The sequence below is a fragment of the Mycobacterium sp. NPDC006124 genome, assembly GCF_040614235.1.
Lineage (GTDB): Bacteria > Actinomycetota > Actinomycetes > Mycobacteriales > Mycobacteriaceae > Mycobacterium.
In genome coordinates this window covers 1-22,767 of the sequence record NZ_JBEXUA010000011.1, presented here as the reverse complement: position 1 = coordinate 22,767, position 22,767 = coordinate 1, and the positions used below count along the sequence as shown (strand labels likewise).

Genomic DNA, 22,767 nt, shown 5'->3' with positions numbered 1-22,767 from the left:
TGTTTCCCGCCGAGGACCTCGACGCCGCCCCGGCCGAGCGCGACGACCTCGCCGAGGAAGCGCCATCGCCGGGTGCCGACAGCGGCTTGGACATCGACCTCGAACAGACGACACCCGTCAAGCTCGAACACGGGGCCGAGGACCGTCCGTTCGGCAGCGACATCGCGGTTCGATCCGATCGGTCGCCGGTAGCACCGGCCTCGGCCGAGCCGGAGTACCAGGAACCGCCGCAGCCGGGTCCTTTCATGCCGATAGCGGCAGAGCCGGTCGCCAACGGGCACGTGGAACCGCTCGTCCCCACACCAAGCCCAACTGGTGCACGGCGCGAGGTGATGCCAGCGGCGACTGCTCCCAGCGACGGAGAGACCACCGGCCCCCTCCCAACAGTGGCCACGGCACGTCCCTCCGGCGCGTCCGTCGCCAAAGCGGGCATCGTCGCAATAGCGCAGCGGCGGCCCCTCGGCGCTCCGCCGGCCCCACCAGCGCCCAGCATGCCGTTCGGCCCCAGACCTGCAGCCCCTCCCGCGCGGCCCTCTCGCCTCGGAGGCCCGCCCGTGCAGACCTCAGCATGGCCGGAAGGTGCACGTACCCCCCACTCCGCCCCTGCGGGGCAGACGGTGCCGCCGTGGAACGGGGGCCCCCCACCGGTCATCCCAATCAATTCCGGCAGGAGTACTCCCTCGGCTAAGGCATTGGCGGTCGGTGCCGCTGTGCTCACCGGACTGATCCTCATCGTGATCGCGGTCTGGACCGTCGCGGGATCATCGGACTCCGATCAAACGATCACGACCACGAGCGCTCAAGCCAAACCCGACGCCGAAGCCCTCAAGCGACTCAATGCCGCTCTGCCCAAGGGGTATTCGGAAAGCAGCTGCTCGCCGGACGAGGCTGCGGCCGACGCCACGGTCACCTGCGGACCCAACACCGATCCCGGCGGGCCGGTGAAAGCCACGTACACGCTTTATCCCGACAAGCGGGCCCTCACCGGAGCCTTCACCGAGACCATCGGCAAATTCGAGCAGGTGACCTGTCCCGGAAACATTCAGTCACCCGGTCCGTGGCGACGCAACGCCGCTCCAGACACCGTGGCAGGAACCCTGTTCTGCGGCATTCAGGCAGGCCAAGCTGTGGTCGTGTGGACCAGCGACGCGCAGTTGCTGCTCAACGTCGTCGAATCAGGTGCGCAGGACCCTTCCTCGCTCGACCAGCTCTACGCCTGGTGGGGCACCCACTCCTGACGCGCGGCAGGCGAGGGCGCGCCGGAACCCCGTACGCCCCCGTGTGGGCAGGCCAATCTGTCGGAGCCGCTGAGTACACTCAACGCTGCATCACCGCAATACAATTCGGCCCGGCATGAGTGCCCGGTCACCAGCGCGAAAGGCACGACGCCATGCCCAACCACGACATCGCACGCGAAATCAACCGGCTGCCGCACCATCTGCTGCTAGCAGCCCTGCCCGATCTGCGCGCCACAGACGTATTGCATGACCTAAGAACTGAATTCGCCAGATGGACGGTAAGCCAGCCCGAGCAGTTCGGTTCCTGGCGGCAGGCGTGGAACCGCTGGACTCACGCATCCGCACACCGGCCCGGTGCGGTCACGTTGACGGTGCTCTGCCCGGAATGCCGAGGACGCCTGTTCAGCACCAAGCGTGGGATTCCCGGTCCCTGCACCACCTGCCATGGTCGCAGACGGGCCACAGTGCGCAGTAGGGCGATCTGGCAAGCCGGCACCGAGCCCGCGGTGCCGTGACCCTTGATCAGCCCGACACCCTCATCCGGCCCGGCATGCGAGCCCGGCCACCAACCCCGGCAAGGACGACCAACATGACCGACCTCGACCTCCTCATGCAGCGACAGGAACCGCTCGACGACGAACTGCAGGGATACCTGGTGGACTCGATCCTGGGGCCAGTGATCAAACACCCGTTGGTGTTCTCAATCCCGCACAGCCCCCAGCTCAACGCGATGACCAACGCGCGGCTGCGCGCCAAGCTAGACGAGTGTCGGCGCGCCGAGGAGCGCCGAGACTGGACGCAGTACTTGTTCCTGCACGAGCGGCCCTTCCGAGTGCATGCGTTCGCCCGCATCTCGGACCAGCTCTGCGACGAGGACTATTGGACCCTGCTCGCCGACCTGTGGGTCGACGCCGAGAACATCTACGAGCACGAGCACCTGTGGGTGACGCTTCTGCAGGACGATTCACGCACCCCGTGCCGGCACCTGATGATGACCGAAGCGGAGCGACGCAATCTGGCCCGTCACCCCGAAACCATCACTGTCCATCGTGGTTTCACTGTCGATGGACGGCACGCTGGTATGAGCTGGAGTCTCGATTCCGCGACTGCCCGCAACTTCGCGCTCCGCTTCGGAGGGCACGGGCACCCGCGAGTCGCATCGGGAACAGTGCGTGCCACGGCGGTCATCGCCTATCTGCGGGGGCGTGGGGAACACGAAATCGTTGTTATGCCAGAGAATGTCACCAACGTGAGCGTGGCCGAGCTCTGACTTCCTGGTGGCTTACGAGCCCGCTGCCATCGTCAGCAGATGGCGGCGGGTCAGCTCGACATCACCGAGGGCGCGGTGACCGCCGCCGTTGCGTAGTCGGCGTGACGTGCCCTCGAAGTCGCTGCGCGGAGCCATCACATCAGCCCACCAATGCGCGTGCGACATCGACCCGGAGGCGTCGACGCCGTAGCGGCGGCAGTCGTCGGCGACCACCCTGCGGTCGTAGTCGGCGTTGTAAGCCAGGACCACCTTGCCGGCGACGATCTGTGCGAACCGTCGATGCACCGCAGCCCATGACGGCACATGCGGTCCGGTGACCTCGCGATCGGTGATCCCGTGCACGGCCTGAGCCGCCGGCGTCATCGGACACCCCGGATTGACCAACGTGTTGAGTAGCGGCCGTCCCGTATGAGCGTCCACCACGGCGATCTCGCAGATCGGGCCTCCCATCGACACCGTTTCGGTGTCGACGACGACCGCGACCCCCTCCCGAAGAACGGCGCGAGCGAACCGCATGGCCGCGACCCGAGGGGACGAGGCCGCCGCATCGGCCATGTACTGCCGGCGCAGCTCGACAGCGCGGCCCCATTCGGGCCGGACATCGTGCGGAGCGGCCGCCGTGATCAGCGCGTCCCTGCAGCGCTCCAGCTGCGCCACGGTGCCCAGCGAGGACGCCAGAGCACGGCGTGCGTCACCGCTGCAGCGCTGCGGGCCACCGGGCTCGTGACTGGCCTTGCACACTGTGCCCTCGTTCCGCCGCATCGTCTCGTCCGCCGGTGCCGACGACCACGAACCGCGGCCCGGTCGGCAGGTCCTAGATCGGTAGTACCGGTCGCCGCCGACATTTCCGTCAGCCGCGCCAGGGCCAGACAGTCAGCGCAGCCGCGACGGAAACAGGGCAAGACGCCGGTACTCCCACTACGAACACGTCCGCAGAGCCCTGGAGGAACCATGTGCAAAGGCAGCCACGAGCCTGGTGGCCCGCAGCGATGCAGCGGCGACTGCCGCGCGAAGGCCGCTCGCTCGGTGGCCGAAGTGACGGCGCTGGAGACCCGCGAGCGGGCACTGCACGCACGGATCGCCGAGACCTCCGGACCCGCCGTCGAGGCCTGGGGGCCGCACATCGGCCCGCCACCGTTCACACCGCCCTACGCACCGGACTTCGACGAGTGGTACGCCGCGCACCGCGTCAAGAACCCGGACTACCGCCGCGAGGACGCCTACAGCCACTTCTACAACCTGGCCGGCGACTGCACCGGCCGGCCGGGCTATTCCGATCAGACACCCGAGCAGGCCGAGCGCGCCGCGCAACAGGAACGCGACCTGAAGGTGCGAAGCGATCGCGAACGGGACGCAGCAACCCTTGGGTACGGCATGCGGTCTACCGCGGCCTACGTGGACGCTCAGCCGCCGGCGGACTTCTCGAGTTGGTCCCCGGAGCAGATGAACGATCCCCTCGGCCGTCGCGGCGGCGACCCCCTGCCCGGAGCTGTCGATCACCGGCGGCGCAACTGACGGCGAAAGCCGCGTCGATGCAGCGCGCACCCGTCTCTGTCGGTCCGATCCATTAGAATCGAGGTCAGTCGAGCAGTACGTCGACACACCTCCGGCCGGACACGAGTGCCCGGTCCCACACCTCAGGGAGACACCCATGACAACCGCCACCGCACCCGCGTTCACCGTGACCCTCACCGCCGCTCAGATCACGCTGTTCAGCATCGACGACGACGCCTTCGACCGCTGGTGTGAGACCAAGGGCGACGAGCTGGAATGCGATGTGCCCGACTGGACGGAGCCGACCGCCGGCGCCACCTTGTCTCAGTTCTTCTACGAGGCCCAACAGGCCGGCGTGGTCATCGGCGACGCCAGCTTCGACCTGCAGGTCCACGGCGACGACGATGCCGAACTCAGCGGCTTCTACGCAGTGCTCAAGAACGCAGCCGGAGACCAACGCCTCGTCGGTCTCACCAGCGGATGGACCGAGGTCGCTCGCGTCGAGAAAGGCACCGGCATCCGAGAGAGTGCCCGCGAGCATCTCGACGAGATCTGCAACGTCGCCAACAGCGTCCTGCGCACCTTCGCCGCCTCACCGGACACCAGCAGCGCACACCGTCACTTCGGATACTGGATCAACCGCCAAGCGCGCACCGCGCGCTGCTACGAGTGCCAATACCAGTTCGTCGGCACGGAGGACACCGCCGAGGAGTGGAACCAGGCGTGAGCCGCCAGCGACCCGCGACGGGTGTCAGACCCTCCCAGTAATCTCAGACACGTTGAGAATCAACAAGTCACGACACCTATACGGCCAAGTGCGCGCACTCGGTCACCGACACCCACAAGGGAGCCCAACACCATGGGATCAATCAGCTACGCCATCCCCCGCGGAAGCTCGGCCCGCGCCGAAGTCGCGCAGCACGTGCGCGGCACCCGCGCCGAAGTGATCGCCTCCAACAGCGCCCCCGGCGACGGATGCGAATGGGGCGGAACGTACTTCGCGGCGCACCGAGAAGAATCCGGCCAGGTGTGGGCCTCCATCACCCTGTTCGCCCAGTATCGCGGCGACGTCGTGATCAAGATGATGGACGAGACCATGGGGCCGACAGCAGTCGGCGTCGGCGCGACCGTCCTGGCAGCGTTGACCGACCCACCCGAGGGCGAATACGCCCGACAGTGGCGCCGCGAAGCCGCCCACTACCAACAGAAGCGCACCGCAGCGCTGGCCGCCCGTGGCCAGTGGATCACCCTGGCCGCCCCCGTGCCTCTGCGCAACGGATCCCACATCGACACCGTGCGCCTGGAAACGCTTCGGCTGTGGAAGGCGGAGTCCGGTTTGAGGATTCGACCGCACTGGGACTGGTTCATGGCCGACTGGACGCCCGCGCCACCCCGCAGCTGAACCCCACTCGCCCGTCGCCCGGCGCGCTTTGCTCGACAGCAGACGGCCCGAAAGGACGCACACCATGACACCGCACCACCACGATCCCGTCGCAGGGGAGGCCGCCGACGAGCACCGCCGCCGCGGTCTTTCGCTGAGCTACCGCACGGCCCACACCCGCGGTGCCTACCGCGTGCGCTGGGACGCCTACGACCTCGCCCTGCTTTACCTGAGCACCGACCGGGCGCACCTGGTCACGCCGAAACACATCCACGCCCAGATCAACGGCGGCCGTTGTGCGTTCGCGCCCGTGCGGGCCGCGATCGTCGATGCCCGCCGCGACTGGACCCCCACACCGGCAGAGCGAGGACATGATGACTGACTCGCGCGACACCACCACGTGCACCGTCTGCGGTGTGCGGCTCGTCCGACAGTGGACCTCAGACGGTATGGACTTCACGTGGCTCGACGAGGACGGCGGCCGCGTGGCAGGGGAGGGCGGACCCGTCGGCGTCGACTGCATCGAGGACTACCTGGACTGGTTGCGCGAGAACGACATCCGACGCTACTCCGCGTTCCTGGCCCAGGTCACCCTCGGTGCGGGCCTACTGCCGTGGCAGCACTGGCACCGCCCGGCGCCGGTCATCGAGACCGGCGCCGGTCACCCCGCCCTGCCGTGGTGCTGCGGCGAGCCCGCCCGACGCATCCGCGACGGCTGGAACTGTCGCGAAGACCCCCAGCACCGCCCTCGGGCGACAGTGCCAAACTGATGCTCCGCCTGAGCTGCAGGCGCTGTGTGTCAGTGTGCACCAATACAATCAAGACAGCAGCGCACCGCTGCACACCTATCCGGCAGGGCCTGCGGGCCCGGTCAACCATCCAGGAGGCCCCCGATGCGCGCCCAACCCGAACGCGAGACCGGCTACACCCACATCCCGATCATGTTCCGCGACGAGTACGGCGACAAGACCCACGGCACCATCGTGCTCGCCGGAGAGATGACCGACACTCAGCGCGCCGAACTCGACGGGTACCTCGTGAGGGGCACGGAGTACCGCCCCGCGATCCTGGAGCTGGTAGGGCTGGAGATGAACCGCGTCGACGACGAGTGGTTCGACATGTGTCTGGCAGAGACGACCGTTGAGGACACCGACCGGCTGGCCTGGGACGGTGAACTCGACGAACACCCCACGGTGTCGATCGAGGACTTCATCGCCGCGTTCAAGGCCGCCGCAGAACGCCGCTGGCGGCTCCATGGCACCCTGCACGTCGAGATCGACGCCAGCGCCGAGCACGGCTGGCGGGGGACCGCCTCAGCACTGAAGTCCGTGATCGCCCGCGTCGAGGAACAACTCGCCCGCGGCGAGCTGCGCGAGCTTGCCTTCACCGCGGTGCCCAACCAGGACGGCCACCCCATCGGTCGGGTATGGGTGACCGACTAGCGGCGCAGGTGTCATACCAAGCCGATACGATTAGCGCAGCCGCACAACACAAGTCGGCACACCAACGGCCAGGCGCGCGAGCCCGGTCCACCACCACAAAGGAGACACCCGTGACTGATACAGACCCCTTGCTGTCGGCGCTGCTAGGGCACCGAGACGCACTCGACCGGGCCGTCGAGCTGCGCGCGACCGAGATCGTGCGCGCATGGATGCTCAAGACCGGCCGCGCCAGCCTGTGCATCGACGAGGAACACCGCAGCCTGGCGCTCACAGACGACCGCTCCGAACTGCTGGACGAACGCGCCGAGGCCCACGACCGCGGGTTCAGCTTCGACGGCCTCAACGACGCGATCGGCAACCTCCCACGCGAGCTGATCCGCTGGGAGCAGACTGCACCCAGCGGCTGCACCGTCGTCCTCGCCGACCTCAACACCCACCTGGGGCGCGTGCACAACGATCGCAACGCCAACCCGATCGCCTCGACCGACCCCTGGGAGATGCCGTGAACACCACCGCCGCGCACGCGATCACCGACCTGGTGACGGTGGCCTACCACGGCGCCCGAGCCGTTCAGACGGGCTTTCGCGCCCCCACCGACGACTGGCAGCCGATGCTGTTCTTCACCACCGCCGACGGGCGGCGGCACATCACCGCCGTCGCACACGCCGACCACCAGAAAGAGGAAACCGCCGAAGCGGTCACAGCCCTGCTCACGCAGCACTGCGCGGTGGAGGCCCTCTGGCTGGCCTCGGCATGGGAAGTCACCCCCGACGCCACCGACACCGACCCCGCTGCCATCAGGCCCTCCCGCGATCCCCGGCGCCGCGAGATCCTGTTCCTGGTCCACGTCGGGCAGGACTTCGCCGCCGCACACCGCGCACCCATCCGACGGCACCGCACCGGTGCCCCGACACTCGGTGCCCTCACCGAGTCGCCCTGGCACATCGACGGATTGATGAGCACAGCGCTGCGCCGCGGCATCGGGTGAGGCCACCGGCGCGGGCCAGCTGCAGCAGCGCGGCCCGCGCTGTTTGTCACACCCGACCGATACACTTACCGCAACGGGTCGCAGCAGCATCGCGGCCCACCACCGGCACGGCCCGAGGGCCCTGTCATCGACCGATGAGGAGACAGCGATGCACTGCAGCGCAGACGATCTCGCCGCACATGCGGATCACCAGGAGAAGATGCGGCGACGCGCCCGCGTCGAGCAGCGACGCTCCCCGGCCCAGCTGACGCCGCGCAGCCGCAACGAAGCCCGGATGCACAAACGTCCAGGCAAGGGCCACCGCCACGCCTGGCGACGCGAGGTCACCGCATGAACACCGCAGACCGATACGCCGACACCCGCCGGTTGATCGACACCCACGGGTGGGCCGTGATCGGCGTCTTCCCCACCTGCGCCGAGGACGGCCCACCGTTCAGCTACACCGTCGGGCTCACCGACCGGGGACTGCCTGAGCTGGCGATCTACGGACTGCCGCCGCGCACCGCCCACGGTGTGCTCAACGCCGCCGCCCGCAAGGCCGTCGACCACGGGCAGCTGGCCTGCGGCGAACCGCTCTCCGAAGTGCTCGCCGGGGGACTGACCGTCGTCGCGCTCACCATGGACGACACCGACGACCTGACCACCGTGCGGGCACTCTACGGCGCCGTTCTCGCGGCACAGCAGATCGTCTGGCCCGACGCGCACGGCCGGATGCCCTGGCAACACTGGGATCTCGGCGGCACCCAGCCGCTACACGGGTGTGCGCCAACATGACCAACGCCACCGGCGGCGCGGTGCTGCTCGGCGGCTATGCGGCCAAGCAGTGCCCCGTCCGCACGCAGCACGACTTCGGTCCCCAACCGCAGACGTGGCTGCCCGACGACGAGGACCAGGCGCGACTGGACGCGGGCATCGCCTACGAAGCGGAGGTCTTCACCGAACTGACCGAGAATCTCCCCGGCGCCGTCGTCATCGACGCGCGGCTACGGCACGACGAGGCGATCTCGGCGACTCTTGCCGCCATGGACGCCGCAGCGCCGCTCATCCTCGGCGGATGGCTGCCCGACGACCACCCCGGCGCCCGCAAGGGCAAGCCGGACCTGTTGATTCGAGTCGACGGCGGGTACCTGCCCGGTGACGTCAAACACCACCGCACCCTGGAGGCCAAGAAGACGAAAACCGCGCAGGTGTCGCGGTTTCAGAGCCCGAACGTGCGCCAGTCGGAATCGGGGTGGACGTCGGCGACGACGCATCGTCTTCACGACGGAATGCAGTTGGCCCACTACACCCGGATGCTGCAGGCCTGCGGGCGGCACCCTGGACCCGATCAGCTGTGGGCCGCCATCATCGGCACCAGCACGCTGCCCGGTGCCGCCGGCGAGGAGCGGGTGCTGGTGTGGCATGACCTCACCGAGCCGCTGGGCCACACGTACTCCCGAAGCCGCGGGAAAGCCGCCCGCACACTGTTGCAGCGTTACGACCACGAGCACCGGTTCCGGGCGGTCGTCGCCGCCGCTGCGGTCGCCGGCGACCTGCTCGTCGAACCCGTCCGGCAACCCGAATGCCGAACCTGCCCGTACGAGCAGGCGTGCGCGCAGACGATGGGGGAGGACGACGCGTCCCGAGCGCTGACGGTGGGCAGCCTCGACACCCGCGAATGGTTGACGCTGCGCCGACTCGGCATCAGCACGACCGCAGCGCTGGCCGCCGTCGACGCCGACGAAGACCGTTTCTTCGACGCCTACTACGCCGACACCTCACACCGAGGTCGCGACCACGCGCGGTCCCGGTTGCACGGCGCCGTAGCGAGAGCACAGATGATCACCACCGGCACTGCGCTGGCCCTCCTTCGCGGCGAACCGGTCGACGTGCCCGCCGCCGCTGTCGAAGTCGATCTCGACATCGAGTGGGACACCGAGGGCAAGGTCTACCTGTGGGGGGCCAGGGTGCGACGCGAAGGCGACGAGACCACCGCCGCCTTCCACGCCTTCGCCGACTGGAGCATCGACGACTCCGCCCAGGAGCGGGCACTGGCCCGTCGATTCGTGGACTGGCTGAGGGACCTGCACCGCCAGACCGTCGCGGCCGGGGACACGTTGCGCGTGTTCCACTGGTCGGCCGCTGAACCGTCACGTCTACGACGCATCCTCGGCGGCGACGTCGCCGACCTGATCGACCCCGACGACGGTGTGTTCACCGACCTGGAGCGCGTCTTCAAAGAGCAGTTCCTCACCGTGCACGGCACCAGCATCAAGGTCGTCGCGCCGCTGTTCGGATTCCACTGGCAGGCAGCCGATGCCGGCGGCGCCCAGTCGCAGATCCACCACGACGAGGCGCGGGATGGCCACCCCCGCGCCAAGGCTGCCCGACAGTGGCTGCTGAGCTACAACGCCGACGACACCGCGGCCATGGCCGCCATCCGCGACGGAATGCGCACCTGGAAAGACCGTCTGCAGACCAGGACCGTCCCGCCTCCGACGAAATCGACTGAGGCACACTGATCAAGCCCACGGCAGAAGTGCCACCCGGACCGCCAACAGTTGTCGGTGCCCCGCGATACAGTCACCAACGAACCACCCACCCGGCCGAGCGCGCAGCGCCCGGTCCACGACGGCCAGGAGGCCCGCATGTTGACCAACACCCAGCCCGACGCGCTGCTCCGCTCCGATGACGTCACCAACGACCACCGGCCCGGCCCGGCGGTCGGCATCGGCAAGGCTCTGCGCATCGGCACCGACGCCAGCATCGAGACCATCGACCTGACCCCCTGCGATACCGGCACCTTCGGAGCCACCATCCGCCAGGCGATCGGATGCCGGCTCTACACCGTCATGGACGCCACCGAGCACATCGACATGTGGACCGACGACGAGAGTTTCCCCGACCTCGGGGACGTCGAGCTGGTCGGCGCGACGCTCAACCCGCTGGCGACCCTGCTGTTGGCCGAGTACCGCGCCATCTACCAGCCCTACTTCGGGATCGCCCTATTCACCGGCCGCAGCGGCGAACACACCGCCGGCCTCCACCCCGCGCATCTGAGCGACCTGCGCGCCCGCGCCGAAGCGCTCGCCACCCGGCCCTCACAACTTGAAGCGTTCCGGCGGCGCATCATCGCCGCCGCCGCCCGCCACGGCTGACCCGCGCACAAGTTGACCGACCGCGACCAGACAGCCAGGGTCGCGGTCGGTGCGATCAGTGAATGTCAGTGCCCCACCGTAGAATTAGCAGTGTTCAACCAACCGGGCAGGCGTGCGCGTCTGCTCACCTACGAAGGGAACGTCAGCATGGACGACCAGACAGAATCGGTGACCCTGTACTTCACGTCGGGAACCAGCGACAAGGTGTACCAAGCCCGAATCGACGCCGCCACAGAGGGCGGATACGTCGTCAACGTCGCCTACGGCCGACGCGGAGGCACCCTGTCCACCGGAACCAAAACCAAGACTCCGGTCGACTACCCAGCGGCGCGGCGCATCTTCGAGAAGGTGGTGGCCGAGAAGCGATCCAAGGGATACACCGACGGCGAAGCCGGTACGCCCTACCTCCAAAGTGCAGACGCAGGCCGAGTCAGTGGGCTGCTCCCGCAACTGCTCAACGTCGTCGCTGACGCCGACCTCACCCGCGTCATGGCCGACCCGCTCTGGATCATGCAGGAGAAGTTCGACGGCCGTCGGCTGCTGCTCCGTAAGGTCGGAGGCGACATCGAGGGGATCAACAAGCTCGGTCTGGTCGTCAGCGTGGCCGCACCCATCGTCGCTGCCGCTGCGGCCATTGCGGGTGACGTCGTGCTCGACGGTGAAGCCATCGGCGATCGCTTCCACGTGTTCGACATGCTGTCGCGCAACGGAATCGACCTATCCGACCGGCCGTACGGTATGCGCTACAGCGCTCTGACCGAACTACTCGGCGCCGCGGGCGCGATGGCCCACCTCTGGTATGTGGACAGCTGGACTGACGCTACGGACAAGGCTGACCGTCTCGCCGCACTCCGGGAGCGCAACGCCGAGGGGGTGGTGTTCAAGCGCTCCGATTCGCCCTACCGACCGGGCCGCCCCAACAGCGGCGGCGCCCAACTGAAGCTCAAGTTCGTGGCTACGGCGTCCGCGGTGGTCACCACAATCAACCAACAGCGCAGCGTGGGCGTGAGCCTGCTCGACGGGAACCACTGGCAGAGCGTTGGCAACGTGACAGTGCCCGCGAATCAACACATCCCGTGCGTCGGAGATGTGGTGGAGGTGCGCTACCTCTACGCCGCGCAGATCGGCGGTGCGCTGTATCAACCCGTGCTGCTGGGTGTTCGAGACGACGTGGAACCCACCGAATGCGTGGTGGCCCAACTCAAGTACAAGGCGAGCTGAACCGAGAACCGCACGCCCCCGCAGAGGCCCTGTACCTCTGCGGGGGCGGCGCTCCGAACTTCGGTCAGTCCAGCCGGGGCTCGGCCCTCGCGGCAAGGCGCCCGCTAAGGGTTTCGGCCCGAAGGGGTGCCTGTGGAGTAAGTGCCGCCGATGAGCAGCGGTGCGCCATCCTCGGCCAGGAAGGCTGCCCTCAGCGCCGCGGCGGTCATGCCGAGGAAGTGGGACAGCGGGACCAGGGCCAGCAAGCTGAGAGTGGGATCTGGTGCCGCGGCTAGGGGTACGCCGCCGCGGCGCAGTGTCCGGTAACCGCGGTCCATCTCCCCGAGGCTGTATCCGGCAGCGAGAGCGTCAGCATTCCAAGGCAATTCAAGGTAGGGAAGACCCAGATCGTCACGGATGTCGTCTCCGAAAACGCCGTACAGGAACCGCTCCAGCACCTCCTGATCTGCGGCGAACAGCATGGGCCGTTCCTCGGTGTCGTCTTCGGTCTGAGTGGTCAGCCGCAGCCGATCGCGGACCTGGCGGATGTGATACCGCGTCGGTGGCCCCATCTGCGATCGCAGCACCAAGGTCTCAGTCGAGTCGTCCGTACTGCATCCGTAGCCGGCGGCGCGAACCCAGCCGAAACAATCGGGGCTCAGGACCGGCGCCGCCATGGTGAGCAAATGTATCCCGCCGCACCACCGCCGCTGTACCGACACAGCCCGTGCCGGCGCTTCGGTGCCCCCGCGGTGGCGGTAACGCCCACCGGCGGAACCCCGAAACGACGAAGCGCGCTGACCTGGATGTATGGCATGTCCCTGGCTGAGCCGGCGGGCGGCCTGCCGGCCGTCGGTCGCAAGCCTCGGGCCCCGGACCATGCTCGGGCCGGGCTGAGGCGGGGGACCTGCCACCGGGGCTGGTCAGGCTCCGAAATGGTGCGCGGACCGAGCGTGGCGGCGATCTAATGTGGTCACCATGGCCGACAACGTGCTGCCGATGCACCGTCCTGGCCGAGGCCGCGGCGCCTCTGACCCCGGTCCTCTGTTCACCGTCAAGGACGTCGCCGACGCCAGTGGGCTCCCGCAGCCCGCTATCAGCCAACTCGTCGGAAGTACATGGACTGACCAGGGCCGGATGTTCACTGCCGACCAGATGCAGATGGCGGTCGACATCGCCGCAGAACTGCGCCGCCAGGCCTCGGCCGACGGAGCGGGTGACGAGGCCACTGGACGGTTCACGCTGTCGGTAGCCGAAGAGGCCCACCCTCGACCTACGTGACGGAAAAGCTGTGATCGGCAGGTACTCACTGAGCACAACAGTCCTACCCGCAGGGAGTCCTACCGCATGCGCAACTCGAAGAACCCTCCAGCAGCGCCGCCCCGCCCAGTTCCTCCGAAGCGCAGCCTCGCGGTCCGCGTCGCCGCTGCGCAGGCCGCGGTCACCGCAAGCAAGCGCACCGGCCGTCCCGTGGACCCACGGGTCAACCAGCTCGCCCAACTCGCATCGGACCACGCCGGTGCGCCAACACGGCCGCGGACAATTCGGGCAGCCTCGCGCAAGCGGGGCTGTGCATCGCTCGGGGATTGACCCACCGTGGCCGACCCTGAAGGACCATGGCCGGCGCTGCGATCCGCCGCGCCAGCCGATCCGAGTGCCCATGTGCAAAGCAGCTGACGAACCCGGCGGGCCGCGGCGGTGCGCCGCAGAAGCGCGATCGCACTACCAGCGGTCGTCGCAACGTGTCGCGGAGCTGGAGCGTGAGCGCGACCGCTTGACCGCCCGAATCGATGCCCTCACAGCACAGCGTGAATCCGTGGTGGAGGGCATCGGGGAGCAAGGGGCCCTGCTATTCGAGCAGCTCACCGGGCACCGACCCGTCACCATCACCAACACCCTCGGCCACGAGATCACCGCCAGCTTCGCCATCGGCGAGCACACCACAAGCGTGCATCTGCGATGGGCCGGCCAACTGAAGTGGGGTTCGTGGCATCAAGCTGCCGAGCTCGATCCACCGATAGCTCACGCGCTGGCCGTCGCCCTAGACAACGGCAAATGGAAGAACAGTGACCGACTGGAGCGAATTGCGCTGCCGCACAGCAGTAAAGAGGTCAGCCTCGGAGCCAGCGACAAGATCAAGAACGGCGCCTCGTTCATCGTCATCGATCGGCAGGAGGCCCACGAGTATCGCGGCTCGACCAGCTTCCTCGAACTCGACGGCAAAGCGGCCAAACGGCTGGCCGCCGAACTCAAAGCCGGCAGCCAGCAGCTCCTCAACCTGGCGTCGAATACTTCGTAAAACGTTGGTCGGCAGGTGATGTTCTCATTGCGGGTCAGACAATGCGTTTGACCACGACGTCGGTGGGCATCGCGGCGATGCGCACCACATCGCCGCGTTGCGGGGCGTGCACCACCTGACCCCCACCGAGAGCGATCTGCACGTGCTCGGGTCCACGGCTGCTGAACCGGGAGAACACGAGGTCACCCGGTTGAGCGTCGGCGGGGTTGATGCGCGTGCCCAGCTGGATCTGGTCGTAGGTCGTACGAGGCAAGGACTCGCCGGTCGCCTGAGCGTAGGCCCACTGCGTCAGCCCCGAGCAGTCGAATCCGCCGCCTGTGGGGCCACCGGGGCCGCCGCCGCCCCACACATACGGCAGCCCCTTCGCGGTCAGCGCCTTCTCCGCAACCCGACGTCCCGCCTCACTGCCACCGCGGCCAGACGGCAATGCGGAGGCCGATCGCTCCTCACCCGGAGAGCCGTCCTTCGCCGAGGATGACGGCGAGAACGCAGACGCCAAGCTCGTCGCCGGTGATGCCAGCGCACTCAACGGAGAACCTCCGCCACTACCGCCGCCGCCCGGCATACCCCCGCCGCCCGGCATACCCCCGCCGCCCGGCATACCCCCACCGCCCGGCATCCCGCCGCCGGCACCCTGCATCGCCGCCTTGGCCTGCTCGTAGTAGCGCTGAGCGAGGCGGTCGACGAGGACACGGCGCAGATCAGCCGGCGGCATCTGCGCGCGCACGGTGTTGGCGCCATTGCCGACGGCATCAGCCTTGGCCTGCAGCACACCCAGCTGCCCCATCGGAGTGCCCTCCACTGGAGCCAACTGGCCACGACGGTCGGCGTAGGTGTCCTGGGTGCCGTTGAGCTCATCGCGAGCGGCAGTCACGTTGGCCCCGGATTCGTCGACGACCGGCACCAGCGAGGGGTCGACCTCGGCCAGGGCCGCGCTGATCTCGGCCTGGCTCTTACGCTCGTCGATCAGCTTGTCGATGAAGACGCCCAGCCCGCCAGGCAGGGCGTTGAGGCGCTGCTGAATCTGGGCAGGAACCTGAGACGGTAGCGGGGCGGTGACCGGTGTGCCCTCGCCCAGCAGCCCCCGCAACTGGTCGAGAATCTGGGTGACCTCATCACCGGTGCTCATCGTCGAGTCGCCCCGACGGCACACAGGACGCGCACCCGGCGCGATCGATCGGCGATGTCAGCCACGCAGTGCTCCCTCCTGTATCGAGATCAATATTCCCACGACCGGGGATCAAGTCAGGGTTGTCGCACGTCACGTCTTCTCGCGGGGGTGGTTCGATTCGCCTCACCGACCGCAGCCCAGTTATCGAGTCGCACCCGAAATTAGTGCTCGGCGAGGTGCCGGTCCGGCACACAACCTGGGGCATCATGAGGCGGACACGGTCCGTCGAATCGGCCCTCACGCACCCGGCTCGCTCGCCACGGCGAGCCCACTCCAAGGAGAACCCACGATGACGGCAACAGTCGATGCGAAAGCAGAACTGAGCCAGCTGGTGGTGCGCTCGCCCTCGGCGCGCAGAGCCGAAATCTCGGCGCTGCTCAGATTCGGAGGCGGGTTGCAGATCGTCAACTCCAGACTGGCCGTCGTCGCCGAAGTCGATCAGCTCGGCATCGCCCGGCGACTGTGCAGAGACATCCACGACCTGTACGGGCACACCCCCGCGATCAGGCCGCTCGCGCCGGCCGCCGGCCGTGGCGAGAAGTTCCTAATCCGCGTCACTGACAACGCCGAGGCGCTCGCCCGGCAGACCGGACTGCTCAACCAACGCGGCCAACCGGTGCGCGGAATGCCCGCCCACGTGGTGACCGGGCAACTTCCCGATCTGGAGGCGGCCTGGCGCGGCGCGTTCCTCGCGCGGGGAGCCCTGGTCGAGAACGGGCGAACCCGCGGCATGGAAGTGACCTGTCCCGGCCCCGAGGCGGCACTGGCGCTCGTCGGGGCCGCGCGACGTCTGGGAGTGCCGGCGAAGATGAACGAGATCCGGGGCGTCGATCGCGTCGTGGTGCGCGACCCCGAACGGGCCGGGGAGATGCTGCTGCGCATCGGTGCGGTCAAGACGCACCAAGCGTGGGGGCAGCGCCGTCAACGCAACGTCGAACGAGTGCAGATCGATCGATCCTCTCCGTTCGACGACGCCAACCGGAGACGCTCAGAGGCCGCCGGTGCAGAGACCGCGGCGAGAGTGTCCCGAGCGCTCGACATCCTCGGTGCCACCGCACCCGAGCACCTCGCAGAGGTGGGACGCCTCAGGATCGCGCACCCCGCTGCATCGCTGGAGGAGCTGGGCCGTCTGGCCGAGGAGCCGATGAGCAAGGACGCCATCGCGGGCCGTCTACGGCGGCTCCTGGCCACCGCCGATCGCACCGCACGCCGGGTCGGTGTCCCCAACACCTCAGCGCACGCGCTGACCGCCGGCGCCGGCGATGACCTCGCCGCCCGTCGGTCTGGATGAAGGCACCCCTCGCTCGAGTCGCAGTGTCCGCCGGAAGCGGACAATACCCAGGTCAGTGACGGTATTCGGCCGTCGAAAATTGGTGCACCGGGCCGCCCTCACGCCGTGTGAGGATCTATGTAGCAACCAATGAGGTCCCCCGTGTGGCGCGGTGACCGGTCGCTACGAGTGAAGGGAGCGGTCACGCCCATGGACGCTGCGACGGGGATGCCGGCAACCAACGACCCGGACTGGACTGTGGTGCGCGACTTCGTTCGCGAACTCAAGATCGCCTGCGATGACCTGCACGCCGAGCCGTTCAACCCCGAAGCGCGCAAAAGAGTGCTCAAACTCATTCAAAGCGACAGCCCCGCAGCAGATTCCGCGTTGGAGCGCGTCGCCGAGACGCGCGAGAACCCTGACACGGGTCACCTTCGCCTGCTCACCGATCGCTGACCGCAACTGGTCGATAGCCGTGGCGTACCTTTGCTAGGCAACGGTGACGACCAGGGGGTGAGCATGGATCGCGGTCGCAGACGGCAGATCCGAATCGTGTGTGGCGCGGTAGGCGTAGTCGCCGTCGTAGCCGCCTGCGGAAGCGCTTCCAAGACATCGACAGCCTCGTCATCGACGGACTCGGAGCCCACGGTCAGCACGTCAGTGAGCCTGCCGGTCTCCACCACCGATTCGCCCAGAGCCGCCGCTCCCGCTGCCCCGCCGGCAGTGCCGCCAGGCAAGGTACTGGCCGGCCCGCAGTCGTCGTGCGCATCGGCTGTCTCCGCGAACACCGATCGACCTCACCGGGGTCGAGGTCAAGGTCGGTGAGATGGCCGGCCGCGCGGGCACCAGTGCGCAGGTGACGATGACCTACACCGGGGCCGTGCCCGCCACCGGCACCGTGCTCTGGTCGCTGCTGGCTACCAACCCGGCCGGGGCGAGCGTGCAACTCGGCTACAAGACGCTCGACGGGCAGAAGGTCGGCTACTTCTACTTCCCGTTCGCCGAGGGCACTCAGCACAACATGGATGGCTTCGCCGATACCGACACCCCCGGTGAGATCGGCATGGTGCTGCCCCAGGCGGGCCTGGACGCCCTGGGCCCGGTGTGGTGGTGGTCGGCCGCGGTCAACGTCGACGGCAAGGACATCGACTTCTGTCCCGACCCCGCCTGGTGCCCAAGACCGGGCGGATTGGAGTCGCCGCGGCACTACCCGCGGAGCGTGGGAGGGAAGACTGAGTGGCTTCCCTGACGCGGTACGGAACCGAGGTCGGATCGGCGTTCAGCCTGCTCGGCCAGAACGAGAACGACCTGACCGCAGCACTCGGATTCACCCTGGCGCGCTGTCCGGCACTCAGCGACGCCCTGCTCTCCCGCGTCTGGCCGGGCCTCGGTGACGGCGAAGACGTCGACTACGCGCTGGAGGTACGCGCCGAAATCGGTCGCACGGATCCTGAGGTGCGGTTGCCGGCCAGCGCGGCACTGCTGATCATCGAAGCCAAGCGGGACTGGCTGCTTCCCACGACGACGCAACTGGCGCAATACGTCTCGCGTATCCACCGGTACGGGTCGGGGGCGCTGGTGTCACTGTCACAGGCCTCTACCGCCCTAGCCGAGACCCAACTGCCGACGGAGATCGAAGGCATCCCAGTCAAACACCTGCCGTGGCGTGACGTCCTCGTCGACATCACCGACGCGCGCGCGAAATGTCGTGGGCGAGAACGTATCTGGCTTGACGAGCTACACACATACCTGATGGAAGTGATACGCATGCGCACAGTGGCCGACAGCCTGGTCTACAGCGTGGTGCTCAGCGAAGATCGCCCCGGCGGCGAGGGCACCCCGACGTTCCGCGAGTTCGTCACCGATCAGCTCTGCTACTTCCACCCCTACGGCGTCGGCGGATGGCCCACCGACCCGCCTAACTTCATGGCCTTCCGCTGGGGCGGCGCCGTGCAGCGCATCCACCGAGTCATGCACGCCGATGTCGTTCCCACCATCCGCGACCGGTTCCCCTACCTACCCGAGACCGACGCCAGCGACCGGCCCCACGCCGTATACGAGCTGGGCCCCAGAATCCCTCCACTCGAACCCATCCCCAACGGCACCGGTGTCTACCCGTCCTCTCGGCTCTGGGTCCTGCTCGACCAGCTGCAGACCGCACCGACACTCAAGGACGCGATCGCAGGGACGCGTGCCCTTCAGGAAGGCTGGGCGACTACCTGACGGCTGCGCCGCGGGTTGCCGCAAAAGGTGTCGGTGCGCTGCGGTAAAATTGTGTTGTTGGACAACAGAGTTCAACACAATCCGGCTGAACGTGCGCGTTCGGTCACTCGACCCGCAAAGGGAGCATGAATGGTGAATACATCCGCACACAACGAGGCCGCGCACCACCGCGTCGAGGAGACGCATTCCACGTCCGCGCCAATCGAGGGCGATGCTGCTGCCGCCAGTAGCACGCTCCGCCAAGAGCGGGAGGCGATCTCCAACGCCATTGAGCGGCTTGAAGAATTGGGAATCGGTACAGCGGAGGCAGTGTACGTCGATGACGAGAATCGACTGCCGTCTTATGCGCGGCACGTCGGCACGGTAAGTGGCGGACAAGCAGTGGACGACGACGAGCTGGATTACGCCATCGGCTGGCTCCCGGCCGAGGCGTTCCTCAACGATGACTCGCCCTGGCCGGGGTCGTACAACCCGTACATCACCCTTGCGCACCTGCGCGCGATCGCGGAGTCGGGCAAGTGAGCGACGGGACGTTGATGATCAACGACGCCGTGGTCGAGGCCAGTGAATTCGCCTACGACGGCTGCCACAAGATCTACCTGATCGTCTGGGGCGGCGACCGGGAGCTGATGCTCGATTGCGGCTACACCGCTGACGACATCCACCCGATCGAGCAGCTACCCGAAGTGTGGGAGGAGACGTGCCCGCTGCGGTTCATCAGCAGCGCGGACCTCAGCGAGCGGTACGTCGAGCAGTGCCAGACGGCGAGCGTGAGGTGGGAGCCCGCCGCGACCAGCTGAGAACAGCCCACAAGACGGGCCCGGAGGGTGCCTGAGAGGGCCCTCCGGGCCCCAGGGGGCTTCATCGCAGCCGCGGCTTGGCGCGCCTCAGCGAGCGGAGCGCCGGCACCGCAGGGGAAGGCGTCGAGAGAGGCCGTCGGATTCGTTGACGGGGTGACGACGGAACGGGCCGGCTGGGCCGGTACTTCACCCGCAGAGACAAGTTTTGACACACACGACGCGGAGGGCGGAGATGGGTTTCCGGATGGGCAACATAGCGTGCTGCGCAGTGGTGCTGAGCGTGCTGACGGCCGGCTGCACCGTCAGCACCAACGGGACGGTTGTCGCGGCCCCGACCATGGGGCATGCAGCACGCCCTATCCCAACCGCTGCGCTGTCCCAGCTGTTGCTCAGCAGCCGTGAAGCGGGGGCGGTGATGGGCGCCTCCCTAAGCGTCACCAGCTCCAGCCATGGCCTGTACGAGAACGAGCCATTGGAAGACGGGTGCCTGGTGTGGGCCGAAGCCCAACGCCACACCTACGAAGGAAGCGGATGGACTGCTGTCCGCGTCGAGGAACTGCGCGACAACCCTGACAACGCCGACCACATCGTCTACCAGTCGGTTGTGTCCTTCCCCGATGCGGCCAGCGCCCAAGAGCTATTCACCGACCAGACGACGGAGTGGGCTAGATGCGACGACCGACGCGTCGCCTTAAACGATCCCGGCCAACCAGCGCACTCCTGGTCACTCAACACCGCGACCAACGACCAGGGCGTGCTCACCATCACCCGGTCAGAACAGGACCTCCCAGGCTGGTCCTGCCAGCGGGCAATGACCGTGCAGAACAACGTCGTCGTCGACCTGTCCGCGTGCGCCATGAACGTCGACGACCGCGGCGCCGAACTTGCCCGGCGCATCGCCGACAAGATCGACGATCGATAGCGCAATGGAGCTCGCAGCTACGCTCACCGCCGAACCCTGACCCTCAGGTATTGCAGTTGCATCCAACCTGTGCGCTGTAGAGTGCTGCCATGCTGAGGGGGGCTCGGGTAAGGGCGCACCGACTTGGGGCCGCGGTTCTTGTATGTGCCGCGCTCGTTGCTGCGTGCGAGTCGCAGGAGACTGCCGGGCCGGAGACGGCCAGCAGCGCCACGGCGCAGCCCACGAAACTGTCCGGACTGCAGGAGTACCAATCCATCCAGGCGATGGCAGATGAACTGAATAGGTTCGGGCAGTCGTGCACCGTCAAGCCCCTCGGTGGCTTCGTCTATCCCGTCGACACCGGATCGTGCGAGGCGTATGGCCGGACTGTCGTACTCGCCATCTACGCGAGTCAGGACAGGCTGGATGAGCAGGTGAAGACGTTCGACCTCTTCCGCGAGGCGGGGCTGGATTACGGGATCCTGGCTGGCAAGAACTGGACGATCGACTGCGGAACCCGGCCGGTGTGCGACGAGATCCACGACGACATGGGCGGGAGCATTTCTGCCGCACTGCCAGTGACGCCTACGCCCACGCCCTAGCCGCTGGAGCTATCGAGGCACCTATGACGGCTTGATCGCCGGCGGAGCCGGCCGCCGGGGGGATAGGCAGTAAGGCCAGAGGCAAGCCTGCCAGAGCACTGGCCCTCAGGTATTGCAGTCATCGCGCGGTGCAGCTATGAGAGGTCGGTTTGATGCGTCCACGCGCCGACCGCGTTGCCCCAGACTTCGGATGCAGTGGTGAAGCGCCGTAGGCGCGCCATGGCGTATAGTCGAATACGGCTGCTACACAACGCATATGACATTGGAGGGCGCAGCCCGGACGCGAGTCGAGATACCAAGGCGCGCAAACGACCTCGAGTCGGGTCCGCCGGCCGGGTAGCCGCAACCCCATCACACCGGTCGCGGCGAAGCCGAGACAACAAACACGAAACACACTGCAATACAGTATGAGTGAGATATGACCAATGGCGAAGCCATCACCACGAACGGGATACCAAAACCGTTGCACCACAACGATAGACGACGCCAGACGATGGCCGCAGGCCATCCTTCCCAACACGAGAACTCGAAAACTGTTGCCTAACAACGATACTCAACCAGACACATAGGCGCCGCCAGGCGCCGGCCTCCACCGCGTGCTTTACAGCGCAGCACACGCGCGGCACGCCGATGCCGCACGCAATCCGAATGGCCCGACCAGGAGAACTCCGATGGCTGTTGAATTTTTGTGGCGCCTGCCGATGCATGGCGACGGCCGGCGCGCACACGACCTGCATACGCGCGGCGAATGGAACCGTCAGCGCGCATCGCGCGTCGCGCCGAAAGTCGATGACGACGATTTCGGCTACATCGACTATCTGTCGCAGGTCGCGCGCGCGGCCGATATCGCCGGCTTCCACGGCGCGCTGATTCCGATCTTTCGTTTTACCGAGGAACCGTGGGTCGTGGCGGCCGCGCTGGCGCGCGAGACGCGCCGGCTGCGGCTGCTGATCGCGCTGCAGCCGCATTTCGTGCATCCGGTCTATGCGGCGCAGATGGCCGCGAGCCTGCAGCGGATCAGCCGCGGGCGTGTCGAGTGGAACGTCGTCACGGGCGGCGGCGGCCCCGACCAGCGTGCCTACGGCGACTTCATCGATCACGACAGCCGCTATGCGCGCACCGACGAATTCCTCGATGTCGTGAAGGGCGTCGCGGCCGGCGCGCCGTACACGTTCGACGGCCGCTTCTACCGCGTCGAAGCCGGCGGGCTGCTGCCGCCGCTGAGCGGCCAGAAGCCGCCGCGCATCTACCTGGCCGGCGCGAGCGACGCCGCCCTAGCAGTCGCCGCGAAGCACGGAGACCTTCACCTCAGCTGGGGCGACCCGCTCGCGAAACAGAAGGAGGTCAACCA

At 67.6% G+C, this 22,767-nt stretch carries 31 protein-coding genes; 27 read left to right on the top strand and 4 right to left on the bottom strand.

Annotated elements, in window-relative coordinates; all coding sequences use genetic code 11:
• On the bottom strand, positions 1-281 hold a 281-nt coding region (locus ABZ195_RS20730; protein ID WP_355221074.1), incomplete at its 3' end, for a hypothetical protein.
• Between the two features lie 429 nt (positions 282-710).
• Here ABZ195_RS20730 and ABZ195_RS20725 point away from each other — a divergent pair.
• The 3 genes from ABZ195_RS20725 to ABZ195_RS20715 all read left to right on the top strand — a co-directional run bounded on the left by ABZ195_RS20725 (position 711) and on the right by ABZ195_RS20715 (position 2,508).
• A complete protein-coding gene (locus ABZ195_RS20725) occupies positions 711-1,238 on the top strand; it encodes a hypothetical protein (RefSeq protein WP_355221072.1) in 528 nt (175 codons plus the stop codon).
• Positions 1,239-1,390: 152 nt separating this feature from the next.
• Positions 1,391-1,753: a hypothetical protein gene (locus ABZ195_RS20720; protein WP_355221070.1), complete on the top strand. Its 363-nt coding sequence runs from the start codon at positions 1,391-1,393 to the stop codon at positions 1,751-1,753.
• A gap of 74 nt (positions 1,754-1,827) precedes the next feature.
• Complete coding sequence (locus ABZ195_RS20715) at positions 1,828-2,508, top strand: hypothetical protein (RefSeq protein WP_355221068.1); 681 nt, start codon at positions 1,828-1,830, stop codon at positions 2,506-2,508.
• A 12-nt stretch (positions 2,509-2,520) separates the two neighbouring features.
• Here the strand turns inward: ABZ195_RS20715 and ABZ195_RS20710 are convergent, their stop codons facing one another.
• Entirely contained in the window at positions 2,521-3,249 is a 729-nt protein-coding gene (locus ABZ195_RS20710; protein ID WP_355221066.1) for a 3'-5' exonuclease, read from the bottom strand.
• A 285-nt stretch (positions 3,250-3,534) separates the two neighbouring features.
• Here ABZ195_RS20710 and ABZ195_RS20705 point away from each other — a divergent pair, with 285 nt between their 5' ends.
• The 13 genes from ABZ195_RS20705 (at position 3,535) to ABZ195_RS20645 (ending at position 12,171) form a co-directional block, all read left to right on the top strand.
• A complete protein-coding gene (locus ABZ195_RS20705; protein ID WP_355221065.1) occupies positions 3,535-4,023 on the top strand; it encodes a hypothetical protein in 489 nt (162 codons plus the stop codon).
• A 136-nt stretch (positions 4,024-4,159) separates the two neighbouring features.
• Positions 4,160-4,729: a hypothetical protein gene (locus ABZ195_RS20700; RefSeq protein WP_355221063.1), complete on the top strand. Its 570-nt coding sequence runs from the start codon at positions 4,160-4,162 to the stop codon at positions 4,727-4,729.
• A gap of 132 nt (positions 4,730-4,861) precedes the next feature.
• Positions 4,862-5,404, top strand: coding sequence for a hypothetical protein (locus ABZ195_RS20695; protein WP_355221061.1), 543 nt, complete (start codon positions 4,862-4,864; stop codon positions 5,402-5,404).
• A 64-nt stretch (positions 5,405-5,468) separates the two neighbouring features.
• Positions 5,469-5,765 carry a hypothetical protein gene (locus ABZ195_RS20690; protein ID WP_355221059.1) on the top strand — a complete coding sequence of 99 codons (297 nt, stop codon included), beginning with the start codon at positions 5,469-5,471 and terminating at the stop codon, positions 5,763-5,765.
• The gene (locus tag ABZ195_RS20685) at positions 5,758-6,153 is read left to right on the top strand and encodes a hypothetical protein (RefSeq protein ID WP_355221057.1); all 396 of its coding nucleotides are present in this window, start codon (positions 5,758-5,760) and stop codon (positions 6,151-6,153) included. The genes ABZ195_RS20690 and ABZ195_RS20685 overlap by 8 nt, the downstream gene beginning before the upstream one ends.
• 123 nt (positions 6,154-6,276) lie before the next feature.
• Positions 6,277-6,825 (top strand): hypothetical protein, encoded by a 549-nt coding sequence (locus ABZ195_RS20680; RefSeq protein ID WP_355221055.1) that lies wholly within the window; start codon positions 6,277-6,279, stop codon positions 6,823-6,825.
• A 110-nt stretch (positions 6,826-6,935) separates the two neighbouring features.
• Positions 6,936-7,331: a hypothetical protein gene (locus ABZ195_RS20675; protein WP_355221053.1), complete on the top strand. Its 396-nt coding sequence runs from the start codon at positions 6,936-6,938 to the stop codon at positions 7,329-7,331.
• Positions 7,328-7,813 (top strand): hypothetical protein, encoded by a 486-nt coding sequence (locus tag ABZ195_RS20670; protein WP_355221051.1) that lies wholly within the window; start codon positions 7,328-7,330, stop codon positions 7,811-7,813. The genes ABZ195_RS20675 and ABZ195_RS20670 overlap by 4 nt, the downstream gene beginning before the upstream one ends.
• Positions 7,814-7,961: 148 nt before the next feature.
• Positions 7,962-8,147 carry a hypothetical protein gene (locus tag ABZ195_RS20665; protein ID WP_355221049.1) on the top strand — a complete coding sequence of 62 codons (186 nt, stop codon included), beginning with the start codon at positions 7,962-7,964 and terminating at the stop codon, positions 8,145-8,147.
• The gene (locus ABZ195_RS20660) at positions 8,144-8,587 is read left to right on the top strand and encodes a DUF4262 domain-containing protein (RefSeq protein ID WP_355221047.1); all 444 of its coding nucleotides are present in this window, start codon (positions 8,144-8,146) and stop codon (positions 8,585-8,587) included. The genes ABZ195_RS20665 and ABZ195_RS20660 overlap by 4 nt, the downstream gene beginning before the upstream one ends.
• Positions 8,584-10,314 carry a ribonuclease H-like domain-containing protein gene (locus ABZ195_RS20655; protein ID WP_355221045.1) on the top strand — a complete coding sequence of 577 codons (1,731 nt, stop codon included), beginning with the start codon at positions 8,584-8,586 and terminating at the stop codon, positions 10,312-10,314. The genes ABZ195_RS20660 and ABZ195_RS20655 overlap by 4 nt, the downstream gene beginning before the upstream one ends.
• Before the next feature lie 126 nt (positions 10,315-10,440).
• A complete protein-coding gene (locus ABZ195_RS20650; RefSeq protein ID WP_355221043.1) occupies positions 10,441-10,950 on the top strand; it encodes a hypothetical protein in 510 nt (169 codons plus the stop codon).
• A gap of 147 nt (positions 10,951-11,097) precedes the next feature.
• Complete coding sequence (locus ABZ195_RS20645) at positions 11,098-12,171, top strand: WGR domain-containing protein (RefSeq protein WP_355221041.1); 1,074 nt, start codon at positions 11,098-11,100, stop codon at positions 12,169-12,171.
• 104 nt (positions 12,172-12,275) lie between these two features.
• Here ABZ195_RS20645 and ABZ195_RS20640 read toward each other — a convergent pair whose 3' ends face one another.
• Positions 12,276-12,827, bottom strand: coding sequence for an Imm61 family immunity protein (locus ABZ195_RS20640; protein WP_355221039.1), 552 nt, complete (start codon positions 12,825-12,827; stop codon positions 12,276-12,278).
• 301 nt (positions 12,828-13,128) lie between these two features.
• Here ABZ195_RS20640 and ABZ195_RS20635 point away from each other — a divergent pair, with 301 nt between their 5' ends.
• Positions 13,129-13,431 (top strand): hypothetical protein, encoded by a 303-nt coding sequence (locus ABZ195_RS20635; RefSeq protein WP_355221037.1) that lies wholly within the window; start codon positions 13,129-13,131, stop codon positions 13,429-13,431.
• Positions 13,432-13,966: 535 nt separating this feature from the next.
• Complete coding sequence (locus ABZ195_RS20630; protein WP_355221036.1) at positions 13,967-14,449, top strand: hypothetical protein; 483 nt, start codon at positions 13,967-13,969, stop codon at positions 14,447-14,449.
• A gap of 34 nt (positions 14,450-14,483) precedes the next feature.
• Here ABZ195_RS20630 and ABZ195_RS20625 read toward each other — a convergent pair whose 3' ends face one another.
• A complete protein-coding gene (locus ABZ195_RS20625; protein ID WP_355221034.1) occupies positions 14,484-15,578 on the bottom strand; it encodes a C40 family peptidase in 1,095 nt (364 codons plus the stop codon).
• A gap of 331 nt (positions 15,579-15,909) precedes the next feature.
• On the opposite strand from ABZ195_RS20625, the gene whiA reads away from it, so the two are divergent.
• The 9 genes from whiA to ABZ195_RS20580 form a co-directional block, all read left to right on the top strand.
• Positions 15,910-16,911, top strand: coding sequence for a DNA-binding protein WhiA (gene whiA, locus ABZ195_RS20620; RefSeq protein WP_355221032.1), 1,002 nt, complete (start codon positions 15,910-15,912; stop codon positions 16,909-16,911).
• Positions 16,912-17,100: 189 nt separating this feature from the next.
• Positions 17,101-17,346 carry a hypothetical protein gene (locus tag ABZ195_RS20615; RefSeq protein WP_355221030.1) on the top strand — a complete coding sequence of 82 codons (246 nt, stop codon included), beginning with the start codon at positions 17,101-17,103 and terminating at the stop codon, positions 17,344-17,346.
• A 370-nt stretch (positions 17,347-17,716) separates the two neighbouring features.
• Entirely contained in the window at positions 17,717-18,139 is a 423-nt protein-coding gene (locus ABZ195_RS20610; protein WP_355221028.1) for a hypothetical protein, read from the top strand.
• Positions 18,127-19,113 (top strand): hypothetical protein, encoded by a 987-nt coding sequence (locus ABZ195_RS20605; RefSeq protein ID WP_355221026.1) that lies wholly within the window; start codon positions 18,127-18,129, stop codon positions 19,111-19,113. Before ABZ195_RS20610 ends, ABZ195_RS20605 begins: the two co-directional genes overlap by 13 nt.
• 129 nt (positions 19,114-19,242) lie before the next feature.
• Positions 19,243-19,635, top strand: a complete 393-nt coding sequence (locus ABZ195_RS20600; protein ID WP_355221024.1) for a hypothetical protein — start codon at positions 19,243-19,245, stop codon at positions 19,633-19,635.
• Entirely contained in the window at positions 19,632-19,913 is a 282-nt protein-coding gene (locus ABZ195_RS20595) for a hypothetical protein (RefSeq protein ID WP_355221022.1), read from the top strand. The genes ABZ195_RS20600 and ABZ195_RS20595 overlap by 4 nt, the downstream gene beginning before the upstream one ends.
• A gap of 268 nt (positions 19,914-20,181) precedes the next feature.
• Positions 20,182-20,835 (top strand): sensor domain-containing protein, encoded by a 654-nt coding sequence (locus ABZ195_RS20590; RefSeq protein WP_355221021.1) that lies wholly within the window; start codon positions 20,182-20,184, stop codon positions 20,833-20,835.
• 263 nt (positions 20,836-21,098) lie between these two features.
• The gene (locus tag ABZ195_RS20585) at positions 21,099-21,416 is read left to right on the top strand and encodes a hypothetical protein (RefSeq protein ID WP_355221019.1); all 318 of its coding nucleotides are present in this window, start codon (positions 21,099-21,101) and stop codon (positions 21,414-21,416) included.
• Between the two features lie 671 nt (positions 21,417-22,087).
• Positions 22,088-22,767: LLM class flavin-dependent oxidoreductase (locus ABZ195_RS20580; protein ID WP_355221017.1), on the top strand; the 680-nt coding region annotated here is incomplete at its 3' end.